Annotated in this window: 11 protein-coding genes and 1 tRNA gene; 9 read left to right on the forward strand and 3 right to left on the reverse strand. The window is 73.3% G+C overall.

Annotated features, from left to right (window positions below; all coding sequences use genetic code 11):
• The 5 genes from ACJOT3_RS31055 to ACJOT3_RS31075 all read left to right on the forward strand — a co-directional run.
• On the forward strand, positions 1-1,316 hold a 1,316-nt coding region (locus tag ACJOT3_RS31055), incomplete at its 5' end, for an HAD family hydrolase (RefSeq protein ID WP_406976692.1).
• Between the two features lie 90 nt (positions 1,317-1,406).
• A complete protein-coding gene (locus ACJOT3_RS31060) occupies positions 1,407-2,414 on the forward strand; it encodes a DUF8171 family membrane protein (protein WP_406976693.1) in 1,008 nt (335 codons plus the stop codon).
• Positions 2,411-4,135, forward strand: a complete 1,725-nt coding sequence (locus tag ACJOT3_RS31065; protein WP_406976694.1) for an ABC transporter ATP-binding protein — start codon at positions 2,411-2,413, stop codon at positions 4,133-4,135. Before ACJOT3_RS31060 ends, ACJOT3_RS31065 begins: the two co-directional genes overlap by 4 nt.
• The gene (locus ACJOT3_RS31070) at positions 4,122-4,976 is read left to right on the forward strand and encodes an energy-coupling factor transporter transmembrane component T family protein (RefSeq protein WP_406976695.1); all 855 of its coding nucleotides are present in this window, start codon (positions 4,122-4,124) and stop codon (positions 4,974-4,976) included. Before ACJOT3_RS31065 ends, ACJOT3_RS31070 begins: the two co-directional genes overlap by 14 nt.
• Before the next feature lie 107 nt (positions 4,977-5,083).
• A tRNA-Ala gene (locus ACJOT3_RS31075) sits at positions 5,084-5,156 on the forward strand.
• A gap of 328 nt (positions 5,157-5,484) precedes the next feature.
• Here ACJOT3_RS31075 and ACJOT3_RS31080 read toward each other — a convergent pair.
• Positions 5,485-5,958 carry an SRPBCC family protein gene (locus tag ACJOT3_RS31080; RefSeq protein ID WP_406976696.1) on the reverse strand — a complete coding sequence of 158 codons (474 nt, stop codon included), beginning with the start codon at positions 5,956-5,958 and terminating at the stop codon, positions 5,485-5,487.
• A 63-nt stretch (positions 5,959-6,021) separates the two neighbouring features.
• Between ACJOT3_RS31080 and ACJOT3_RS31085 the strand changes: the two genes are divergently transcribed.
• Positions 6,022-6,504: a MarR family winged helix-turn-helix transcriptional regulator gene (locus ACJOT3_RS31085; RefSeq protein WP_406976697.1), complete on the forward strand. Its 483-nt coding sequence runs from the start codon at positions 6,022-6,024 to the stop codon at positions 6,502-6,504.
• Positions 6,505-6,507: 3 nt separating this feature from the next.
• Here ACJOT3_RS31085 and ACJOT3_RS31090 read toward each other — a convergent pair whose 3' ends face one another.
• Entirely contained in the window at positions 6,508-6,972 is a 465-nt protein-coding gene (locus tag ACJOT3_RS31090) for a nitroreductase/quinone reductase family protein (protein ID WP_406976698.1), read from the reverse strand.
• Positions 6,973-7,102: 130 nt separating this feature from the next.
• Between ACJOT3_RS31090 and ACJOT3_RS31095 the strand changes: the two genes are divergently transcribed.
• Complete coding sequence (locus ACJOT3_RS31095) at positions 7,103-7,531, forward strand: hypothetical protein (protein ID WP_406976699.1); 429 nt, start codon at positions 7,103-7,105, stop codon at positions 7,529-7,531.
• Here the strand turns inward: ACJOT3_RS31095 and ACJOT3_RS31100 are convergent.
• On the reverse strand, positions 7,506-8,903 hold the full coding sequence (locus ACJOT3_RS31100) for an MFS transporter (protein ID WP_406976700.1): 1,398 nt from the start codon (positions 8,901-8,903) through the stop codon (positions 7,506-7,508). The genes ACJOT3_RS31095 and ACJOT3_RS31100 overlap by 26 nt on opposite strands.
• 113 nt (positions 8,904-9,016) lie before the next feature.
• Between ACJOT3_RS31100 and ACJOT3_RS31105 the strand changes: the two genes are divergently transcribed.
• Both ACJOT3_RS31105 and ACJOT3_RS31110 read left to right on the forward strand, forming a co-directional pair.
• On the forward strand, positions 9,017-9,937 hold the full coding sequence (locus ACJOT3_RS31105) for a helix-turn-helix domain-containing protein (protein ID WP_406976701.1): 921 nt from the start codon (positions 9,017-9,019) through the stop codon (positions 9,935-9,937).
• A gap of 9 nt (positions 9,938-9,946) precedes the next feature.
• On the forward strand, positions 9,947-11,356 hold the full coding sequence (locus ACJOT3_RS31110) for a DUF2252 domain-containing protein (RefSeq protein ID WP_406976702.1): 1,410 nt from the start codon (positions 9,947-9,949) through the stop codon (positions 11,354-11,356).
• Positions 11,357-11,563: the final 207 nt, after the last annotated feature.

An 11,563-nucleotide genomic window follows, 5' to 3' on the forward strand; every position in this document is an offset into this window, starting at 1 on the left:
GCACCCTGGGCGTGCGCGTGGGCATCGTCTCCAACGCCCACTCCGGCCGCGCCCACCGGTCGCTGCTGCGCGAGGCCGGGCTGGAGGACCAGGTGGGCGTGCAGGTGTACTCCGACGAGGTCGGCATCCGCAAACCCCACCCGGAGATGATCGCCCTGGCCGCCCGCGCCCTGGGCACCGTCCCCGAACACTGCTGGTACGTCGGCGACACCCAGGACCGCGACGTGGTCGCCGGGCGGCGCGCCGGGGCCGCCGCCGTCGTCCTCACCCGCCACCACCACACCGACACCCCGCCCTACCCGGTGCGGGAGAGCGCCGACGCGGTCTTCGACACCCCCGAGGGGCTGGTGGACCCGCTCTGGCGCAGCGTTCCGGAACAGCCCGCCGACCCCGTCCCCGCCCAGGCGCGGCCCGCCGGGGAGGCCGGGTCGGGAGAGACCGGGGCGGCCGGGGAGGAGGGCCCCGTCCGGGTGGTCCGCCCCCGGGCGCACGGCGCCCCCGCGGTGCGCCGCGACCCGGGCCCGGGCGAGCCCGGCGCGCTCCTACTCGACCAGGGCGGGGTCATCGCCGTCTCCAACGCCACCCCCGACGTCCAGCGCGATTTCGCCGCCTCCCTGGCCCGCCGCCTGGAACGCGTCGGCTACGCCACCACCACCGAGGACATGCTGGCGCTGGTGCGCGCCGGCCGCGACCGCTACCGCGCCTGGAAGAACGACCACGACCAGGACGGGCCGCTCCCCGAGATCACCCCGCGCGAGTTCTGGCACGACATGGTCGGCCGCGACCTGCCCGAACGCGTCCGCGCCTTCCTGTACGCCGAATCCGCCCGGCTCACCCTGGAGTACGCCGACTCCAAGAGCCTGGCCCGGATGCGCGGCGGCGTCCGCGAGGTCCTGGAGCACTGCGCCGAGCGGGGCATCCCCGTCGCCGTCGTCTCCAACACCGTGTGCGGGCGCGCCGTCCGCGACGAACTCGACAGGTTCGGCATCGCCCACCTCATCGGCGCCCACGTGTACTCCGACGAGCTGGGCCACCGCAAACCCGACCCCGCCACCGTCCGCTCCGCCCTCACCGCCCTGGACGCCGACCCGGCGCGGACCTGGTTCGTGGGCGACAAACCCTGGCGGGACACCGCCGCCGCCCGCCGGGCGGGCGTGGGCACCGCGGTCATCGTCCGCGGCGGCTCGGCCTCCGACGAGCAGATCGACGCGGCGGTGGCCGGCGACGACCCGCTGCTGCGCCCCGACCACGTCATCGACGAGATGGGCGACCTGCTCCGGCTGTGGACGGGCGCCCCGGTGCCCCTCGCCACCTGAGCGGGCCTCCCGCCACCCGGGCGACCCCCGCACCCGGGGATCCCCGTACCCCCCCCACCTCCCATCCCCCCGCCGAAAGGTCGAAGCACCATGGCCGCCACCCCCGCCCACGACCCCGGGCCCCTCGACGTCCGCGAACCCTCCCGGCCCCCGGAGCTCAACTCCGGGCAGAAGCTCATGATCTTCGTGCTGAGCATGACGCTGTTCGGGCTCGCCAACATCATCACCGAGGTCCTGCCCGAGATCCGGCTCGGCCCGGTCGAGCTGTCCGTGTCCTACCTGGCGTTCGTCCCGGTCGTCATGGCCTCCCTGTTCCACCCCCTCTACGCCGCCCTGGGCGCCCCGCTCGGCGAGATCGTCTTCGTCGACCTGCTCATGGGCGACTTCTCCGGCATCGGCGAACTGGAGGGCTACCTCCAGATGTTCCTGGGCGTGTACATCGCCGGCTGCCTGGTCCGCGACCCGCGCCGCCGCGGGCAGCTGTTCCTGGCCGGGGTCACCGTCGTGTTCGTCGACAAGCTGCTGTCGGCCGTCGTCGACATCGGCAAGGTGATGGTCGGCGTCGAGGACGCCGAGTTCGTGCCCGGCCTGCCCGAGTCGATCCTGCTGCTGGAGGGCGTCGGGTTCACCACCGAGCTGGTCATCAGCGGCGTCCTCTTCGGCGCCCTGCCCGCGATGGCGCTGGCACCCCGGCTGTACGGCAAGATCGAACCCCTGCTCGGCCTGGCCCCGCGCGACCCCGCCCGGCCCCACGCGCTGGCCGAGCGCGGCACCGGCGCGTTCCTGCTGCTGGCCCTGGTGCTGGCGTTCGTGTCGATGATCGCGGCGTTCACCTCCGAGATCTTCGACAACTTCGGGGTGTGGGAGCCCGACTTCGTGGAGCAGTACGGGCGGCGGTTCCTGTGGATCGGGGTGTCGGCCGCGGTCATCGTGCTGGCCGCCCTGGTCATGGCGGTCCGGTTCGTCGTCCACTCCCGCCGCGAGCGCGCCGCCCAGGACACCGGGGCCGCCCGGGACACCGGGGCCGCCCGGGACACCGGGGCCACCGGGATCGCCGGGGACGCCGAGACCGCCGGGGACACGGCGGAGGAGCGGTGAGCGGCGGCGACCCCGGCGCACCCGCCGTCCAGGTCCAGGGCCTGCGCTTCCGCTACCCCGGCGCCGACCGGGACACGCTGACCGGCGTGGACCTGCGCGTCGAACGCGGCGACATCACCGCAGTCATCGGCGGCAACGGCTCCGGCAAGACCACCCTGTGCAAGACCTTCAACGGGCTCGTCCCGCACTACTGGTCGGGCACCTTCGACGGGACCGTGCGGGTCTGCGGCACCGACACCCGCACCGCCTCCGTCGCCGCCCTCTCCCACCTGGTCGGATACGTCTACCAGGACTTCGGCAACCAGCTGGTGCGGCCCACCGTCCGCGACGAGGTGTCCTTCGCCCCCGTCAACTTCGGGCTCGCCGACCACGCCGAACGCACCGAGGAGGCCATGGAGCTGCTCGGCGTCTCCCACCTCGCCGACCGGTTCACCTGGCAGCTCTCCGGCGGGCAGCAGCACCTGGTGGCACTGGCCTCCGTGCTCGCCCTGCGGCCCGAGGTCATCGTGGTGGACGAACCCGTCGCCGAACTCGACCCCGCCCGCGCCGAACGGATCTACGAGGCGCTCACCGACCTCAACACCCGGCTCGGCACCACCGTCGTCGTCATCGAGCACCACGCCGAGTTCGTCGCCCGGTACGCCCGCTCGGTGGTCCTCATGGCCGACGGGGCGCCCGTGTGGCACCTGCCGGTGCGCCAGGCCCTGGAACGGCACGACGAACTCGACCGGCACGGCATCCCCGCCCCGCAGATCGCCCACGCCGTACGCGCCCTGGCCCCCGACGCCCCGGTCCCGCTCACCGTCCCCGAAGCCGCCCGGGCACTGCGCGGGGTGCCGCTGGGCGGGGCCGCCCCGGCCCCGGCGGCCCCGCCGCCCGGGGAGACCGTGGCCGAACTCATCGGCGTCCACCACGGGTACCGGGAGGTCGGCGGCGGACTCACCCCCGTGCTGCGCGGCGTCGACCTCACCCTGCGCGCCGGCGAACGCGTCGCCCTGGTCGGCGGCAACGGGGCCGGAAAATCCACCCTCCTGCGCCTGCTCACCGGCCTCAAGGTGCCCCGCACCGGAACCGTCCGCGTCGAAGGCGTCGACACCCGCACCGTGCGCCCCGCCGACCTCGCCGACCGGGTCTGCCACCTCTACCAGCGGCCCGAGCAGATGTTCCTCAAGGACAGCGTGCGCGAGGACATCGCCATGTTCCCCGCCGCCCGCGGCGTCCCCGACACCGACGCCCTGGTGGACACCATCCTGGAACGCATCCGCCTCACCGGCCTCGCCGACCGCGACGGCCGACTGCTCTCCGGCGGCCAGCAGCGCCGCGCCACCCTCGGCATCGGCCTGGGCGTGCGCCCCGCCCTCCTGCTCCTGGACGAACCCACCTCCAGCCTCGACACCGCCAGCCGCGACGCCGTCATCGCCATGCTCGACGCGCTCGCCGACACCATCCGCTGCACCGTCGTCGCCACCCACGACATGCACCTCGTCGCCGCCTGGGCGCAACGCGTCATCGTCCTGGACGGCGGCCGCATCGCCGCCGACACCACCCCGGCGGACCTGTTCGCCGACCCCGCGCTCATGGCCGCGGCCGGACTCGTCCCGCCCCAGATCGTCCGGCTCGGCCTCGAACTCGGCCTGGAACCGCCCCCGCTGTCCGTCGCCGACCTCCTCGACCGCGGACCCGCCACCACCGGACGGAGGACCACCGATGGCCACCACTGAACGGCGCCGCGAACGCAGGGAACGGGACACCCTCTCCGTCGAGTGGGTCAAACTCGAACTCCTGCGCACCGCCTACGCCACCCGCGGCGGACTCCTCGCCTCCCGCGACCCGCGCTTCGTCATCGGGTGGTACCTGATCTTCGCCGTCGTGCCCTGGCTCACCCACGACCTCACCGTGCTCACCGGACTGTTCCTCGTGTGCGCCGCCGCCGTCGTCCTCAGCCGGGTCGGGCCGCTCATCCTCGGACTGTTCCTCATCGGATTCGTCCTGGAGAGCGTGTACGTGCTCCTCGCCTCCTGGTTCTTCGGCGGCGACCTCGGCACCGTGCTGGCCCTGGCCGAACTCACCCTCAAACTCGCCACCGTCAGCCTCGCCAGCATGGCCGCGTTCGTGTCCCTGGACCCCGAGAAACTGTCCGACGCCCTGCTGGCCCTGCACGCACCCGCCATGGTCGCGTTCGGGGTGAGCTACGGGTACCGGATGCTGCCCGTCCTCATGGAGGAGTTCCACACCGTCGTCGACGGCCACCGGCTCCGCGCCGCACCGCCGCCCCCACCCGGGTTCCTGGGGTGGCGGGCCGTCGTACGGCTGGCCACCACCGTCGTCGCCGCGTTCTACCCGCTCATGCTCAACACCGCCAAGCGCACCCGCACCACCGTGGAGGCCCTGGAGACCAAGGGGTTCACCTACGCCGCCGAACACCCCGCCGGCCGCCGCATCCGCCTCGCCCACCTGCGCGCCGACCGCTGGGACGTCCTCCTCATCGCCACCACCCTCCTCCTCGTCGCCGGCTGCTTCACCCTCGGCCACACCCACCCCCTCCCCGTCCAGGTCCGCTGACCCGCCGCGGCGGTGTGGGCCGCCCGACACCGCCGCCGGTCACGCCACCCCCCGAAATCCGATAGACTCGACCACGTCGCCGGGGAAACCCGACCGACACCCAACAAGGGGCTATGGCGCAGTTGGTAGCGCGCCTCCATGGCATGGAGGAGGTCTGGGGTTCGAATCCCCATAGCTCCACGGACTCTGGGCGACCCTGCTCGCGCGTTGGACGCGCTCGCCGGGTCGCCCGTCGTGTTTACCGGGGGGAGACCCCCCGAACCCCCCGAGGTGACCCCCTGTGGTGGGGGTCGCGCGCATCGGATCTGTATGCGGGTGGATCTCTTACATCGTGAGGCGGGCTACGCCCGCCACTCCGCCTCTGCGGGCTTCGCCCGCGGAAAACCCCGCCTCCGAGCTTACGCCCGCCATGCCGCCACCATGGGCTTGCGCTCGCCACTCCGACTCTGGGGCACGCCCACTACCCCGTCACCACAGGGTTTGCTCGCCACCCTGCTTGCCATTTCGCTTATCGCCACTCCGCTCTGGGCTCGTCCCTCTGCGCCGGCCACTCCGCCTCCAGGAGGTGTTTGGCGCGGTGGAGGTCTTGGTGTTCGGTGCGTCTGATGACGAGGGTGAGCAGGGGGGTGAGGAGGCGGTCGCTTCCGGTGAGGGTCACGTGTTTGACGATGTCCACCCGGCACGAGTCGGCGTCGAGGGGGACCACGGAGCGGCTGCCCTCGGCGATCGCTCCCCGCGTGACCCGCCAGGTGAATCCGTGGTCGTGGACGTCGGAGACCTCGACCAGGCTCTGTACGGTCCTGCCCAGTACGCGGAGGACCTCGCGCACTCGGGCGCCGTTCTGTACCGGGCCCGGGGGGTCCTGGGTCATCTCGTCCAGGCCGGAGCGCCACCGCGGGTCGTTGGCGTAGACGCGGAGGAAGTCCCAGGCGAAGGCCGCGGGGGTCCGGATGGTGGTCGAGGAGCGTGCGGTGATGGTCATACCGGGCACCTTCCCATTTTTGTTAACCGGTTGAATGTATACCAGTTGTACTAGGGTGGTCGCATGGAAGACTTCGCCGATATCGCGGTCGCCCAGTGGCGGCGTGAGCGGCCGGACCTGGATTTCAGCGCCATGGCCACGCTGGCGCGCTTCGCCCGCCTCCATGTCGTCGGTGGTCGGCATGTGGACGCGGTCTTCGCGGCGCACGGCCTGGACCGTGGGGAGTTCGACGTCCTGGCCAGCCTGCGCCGCACGGGATCCGAGCTGTCGCTCACACGCCTCGCGGACATCCTGCTGATCACCCGCGCGGGGATGACCAAGCGTGTCGACCGCCTTGAGGCGCGTGGCCTGGTCAGCAGGTCCGTCGCCCCCGGGGACCGCCGCAGCCTCCGCGTTGGCCTCACCCCCGAGGGACGCGCGCTCATCGACGCGGCCGTCGCCGACCACGCGGAGAACGAGAGCCGTCTGCTCGGGCTGCTCAGCGAGGACGAGATGCGCACGTTCGACGCGGTGCTGCGGAAACTGCTGGCGGCGCTGGACGAGTGAGGGTCAGGGTTCGAGGACGACCACGGCGGTGGGGCCGGTGCGCAGGGCGGCGTAGGCGTCGAGGTCCGGGTTGAGGGTGCGCCAGCGGGACCAGAGACGGGTGCGCTCGTCGCCGGTGGCCTCGCGGGCGCGGACTGGTCGTGGTCGGGGTTCTCCGGGCAGCTCGACGGTGGCCTCTGGGTGGGCGCGGAGGTTGAGCCACCAGGCGGGTTCGCCCTCGGACCAGCCGTTCATGGCCAGGCCGACGAGGTTCGGCCCGTCCTCCAGGTAGGCGATGATCACACTCCGTTCGCGGCCGGTGCGCCGGCCGGTGGTGGTAAGGCGCAGCGCGCCCCAGCGGGTGCCCTTGGGGCGCCAGGTGCCGACGTGGCCGCCGGTGAGGCGGTACAGGAGGCGGTGGACGACCCAGGCGAACCGCACGAACCACCGCGGGGGGATCCTGACGGGCTTCTCGGTGCGCTGCGACATGGTTCCTGCCTTGTGGGGAGGGGTGTCGAGGTCCCTTTCAGGGTAGGCAGGGGCGGTGCGGGCGGGCATCGGCCGAAAGGCCGATCCGGCCCTCGTCCTAAAGGACGAGGACCGGGCGTACGGTGGCGGTGTGCAGCGGACGAAGAGCAGTGTCGACGAGTACCTGGCCCGGCCGGCCGACCCGACCCTGACCGCGATGGACGCGATCATCACCGGGGCCCTCACCGCTCGCGGGCGCGCCCTGTGGACCGGGGTGTTCTGGGGCGGCACCGAGCAGGAGACCATCGGATACACCGACATCGTCCAGCCCCGGCCGCGGGGTGCCTCGGTGGAGTGGTTCGCGGTCGGGCCGGCCCGGCAGAAGAACCACTACGGCCTTTACGTCAACGTCGCCGAGGACGGCCGGTACCTCTCCAAGACCTATGCCGATCGCCTGGGCCGGGTCAAGGTGGGCACGGCCGCGGTCACCTTCAAGGACGTGGACGCGTTCGACCGGGAGGCGCTGGTGGAGATGCTCCGGCACATCGGCCGTATCAGCGGGGGAGCCGGCGCAGGGTGAGCACGGCCAGCCCCAGGGCCAGCAGTCCGCCCGCGGCGACGGTGACGCGCAGGCCGGTCACGAACGCCTCCGGCGCGTCCAGGGGCCCCGCCGCGCCCGGGGCCAGCAGGCGGAACACGAACGCCGCCAGCGATCCCAGCAGGGCGATCCCGAGCGCGTGCCCGATCTCGTTGCCCGTCTCGGCCATCGCCCCCGCCGCGCCCGCACGTTCCTTGGGCACCGCCGACACCGCGATGTCGGCCACCAGGCTGAACGAGATCCCGTACCCCACACCCGCGACCATCGTCGCCGCGATGTACGGGCCGACCCCGCCGTCCGCGGTCAGCGCCAGCAGCAGGAGCAGCCCCGCGCCCATGGAGGCGTGCGCCAGGACCAGGGCCGCCCGCTCACCGATCCGCCGGACCAGGTGGGGGGTCCCCACGGAGCTCAGGGTCAGCACCGCCGCACCCGGCAGGGCGAGCAGCGCCGCCGTCAGCACCGGCAGCCCCAGCACCGACTGGAGGTAGAGCCCGGTGAGGTAGATCGACGCCGCCCACAGGACCAGTGTGGACGCGCTGGTGATGATCGCGATGGTGAACACCCGGTCCCGGAACAGGCTCAGGTCCACCAGCGGGTGTTCGAGTGTGCGCTGGCGCCGCACGAACCACACCAGCAGCGCCGCACCCGCGACCCCCGCCGCCACCGGGGCGGTCGAGACCCCGTGCGCGGCGACCCCCTTGACCGCGTACACCGCCAGCAGCAGTCCGCCCGCCGACAGCACGACGCTCGCCGCGTCCACCCGGCCGGGGTGGCCGCCCCGCACCTCGCGCAGCACCAGCGGGGCCAGGACCAGGAAGGCCACCACCACGGGGACGTTGATCAGGAACACCGACCCCCACGGGAACCGGCTGAGCAGCACCCCGCCCACGACCGGCCCGACCGCGAACCCGGCCGCGAACGTCGCCGCGAACACCCCGATCGCCTGCGCCCGCCGCCGCGGGTCGGTGAACAGCTCGCCGATCACCGCCAGCGACGACGGCAGCAGCGTCGCCCCGCCCAGCCCCATGAGCACCCGGAACCCGATGAGCGCCTCCGGCGTGGGGGACAGCGCCGCCCCCACCGACCCGGCGCCGAACACCGCGGCCCCGATCACCAGCAACCGCAGCCGCCCGTACCGGTCGCCCAGGTTGCCGAACGCGATGAGCAGCGAGCCCACCACGAAACTGTAGGAGTCCAGGATCCACAGGGCCTGGTCGGCCGACGGCCCCAGGTCCGCGATCACCCGGGGCATCGCCAGGTACAGCACCGACGCGTCCATCGCCACCAGCAGCACCGGCCCCAGGACGACCAGCAGGCCGAACCAGGTCCGTGCGGACGTTCTCTCTCGATTCATCGTGTCCATGGCCGCCACACTGCCGACGCCACAGGGGTGCAACCAGACACCCGCCGTGGGTACACCTCGCGGGTGCAGGCACGCCGGGCCGCCCACCGCCTACGATCCGGACCATGGAGTCGAACAGCCTGGGAGCCTTCCTCAAGAGCAGGCGGGACCGCGTCACCCCCGCCGACGTCGGCCTGCGCACCTACGGCACCGCCCGGCGCGTCCCGGGCCTGCGCCGCGAGGAGCTGGCCCAGCTGGCCGGGGTCAGCGCCGGCTACTACACCCGCCTCGAACAGGACCAGGCGGGCACCGCCTCCGCCCAGGTCCTGGACTCCCTCGCCCGGGTGCTGCTGCTGAACGCCGACGAGACCGCCCACCTGCACAACCTCGCCCGCCGCCCGGCCGTCCCCCGGATGGTCCGCCCCCGGCTGGAGCGCCCGCACGCCCGGGTGCTCACCCTGCTGCGGTCGCTGGGCGAGAGCGTTCCGGCGATCGTGTGGGGCCGGCGCGGCGACGTGCTGGCGTGGAACCGCACCGGGCACGCCCTGTTCGCCGAACACCTCGACTTCGCCGCCCCCGACGAGCCGTCCCGGCGCCCCTCCAACGCGCGGCTGTTCTTCCTGGACCCGCACACCCGGGAGCAGTACCGCAACCGCGAGGAGCTGGCCCGCGCCCACGTCGCCTACCTGCGCCTGGCCAGCGGCCGGTACCCCACCGACGGGCGGTTGGCGGAGCTCATCGGCGAACTGGTGATGCACAGCCCCGAGTTCGCGTCCCTGTGGGCGCGCGTCGAGGTCGCGGACTGCACGACCGGGCCCATGCACCTGCGCCACCCGGTGGTGGGCGACCTGGAGGTGGACTACCAGGTGTGGCTCCAGCCGGACAGCCCCGACCACCGGCTGGAGATCTACACCCCGCAGAACGCGGCCTCCGCCGACGCCCTGCGCCTGCTCGCCGCCGGGGCGGTCGGCGGCACCGCCGACCGCGCCGGGACTTTGCCCGCGCTCGACGTTCCGGCGACCCCCCACCCCGGGGGAGCTGGGTAGGAAGCGGGAATGGACGACACTCCCGCCGCGGCCGAGGGCCGCGCCCTGCGCTCCGCACTGCCCCGGTCCGCGCACGCCGAGCTCGCGCTGCCCGACGACCGCGACCCCATCGCGATCCTGGAGGAGCAGCACACCAGCCGCCTGGCGGGGCTCATCCCCACCCGGATCGGCCGGATGCTGCAATCGCCCTTCGCCTACTACCGGGGCACCGCCGCCGTCATGGCCGCCGACCTGGCCGCGGGGCCGGAGACCGGGATCCACGTGGTGTCCTGCGGCGACGCCCACGTCTCCAACTTCGGGTTCTTCGCCTCCCCGGAGCGCACCCTGATCTTCGACCTCAACGACTTCGACGAGGCCGGGATCGCCCCCTGGGAGTGGGACGTCAAACGCCTCGCCGGCAGCGTCCACATCGGCGGCCGCGACGTCGGTATGGACGAGGACGACTGCCGGTCGGCCACCGCGCTCGCCGTCGCCGCCTACCGGGAGTCGCTGCGCGAGCTCATGGAGCTGAGCGCCCTGGACCGCTACTACTACCGGGTCGACGCCGACCGGGTGCGCGACATGGTGCAGGGCAAGGTCACCCGCAAGGCCGTCGACAAGGCGCGCACCCGCACCTCGGACCGGCTCCTGGACCGCATCGCCGTCCGCGACGAGGGCGGCGGCGGACTGCGCATCGTCGACGAGCCGCCCATCGCCCGCCACGTGGAGCACGCCACCCTGGACCAGATCGAGTCCCTGTACCGGCAGTATCTGAGCACCCTGCGCGAGGACACCGCGTGGCTGCTCACCCAGTTCCGGCCGGTCGACTTCATCCTGCGGATCGTCGGTGTGGGCAGCGTCGGCACCCGCTGCTACGTGATCGCCCTGGAGGGGCCCGCCGGGGAGGTGCTGTTCCTCCAGGCCAAGGAGGCGCAGCCGTCGGTGCTCACCACGTACGGGGGCATGCCCTCGGTCATCACCGACGGCCCGGAGGGGGCCGTGCGCTCCGAGGGGCACCGGGTGGTGGCGGGGCAGCGCATCCTCCAGGCCCAGTCCGACCCGTTCCTGGGGTACATCGTCGGTTTCGCCGGGGAGCGCCGGGAGCACGACCACCGCCGGGTCGACTACTACTGGCGGCAGTTCCGCGACATGAAGGGGTCCATCGACCCCGGGCAGCTGGACGGGGAGCGGTTCGCCGCCTACGGCGAGCTGTGCGGCCGCCTGCTGGCCCGCGCCCACGGCCAGTCGCCGGGCGCCGCCGCGGTCGCCGGGTACCTGGGCGGGGGCGACAGGTTCGACGAGGCGGTGGCCGACTGGGCGGCCGCCTACGCGAACGTGTGCCTGGAGGACTACGAGAACCTGCGCGCAGCGGTGCGCTCGGGCCGCCTGCCCGCCGACACCGAGCCCGACGACCAGGGACCTCTGACCCCGGTCCGGTGACCGGCCCGATCTCTCAGAACGAGGTCGGGAGGCGCGGGTACGGGGCGCGGTCGCCACGGCGGTGGTGTTCGTGCGGCCGGGGACGGTGTCGGCCGTCTCGTTCCCGGAGGCGACGCTGAAGCTCCGCGCGCCGGGGGTGACGGTGCGCGTTGGGCTCCCGCGCAGGCTCGGGTGAACCCGCGGCGGACCGGGCCTGTGGACAAGGCC

This window comes from Nocardiopsis protaetiae, from assembly GCF_045446735.1.
Classification (GTDB): domain Bacteria; phylum Actinomycetota; class Actinomycetes; order Streptosporangiales; family Streptosporangiaceae; genus Nocardiopsis; species Nocardiopsis protaetiae.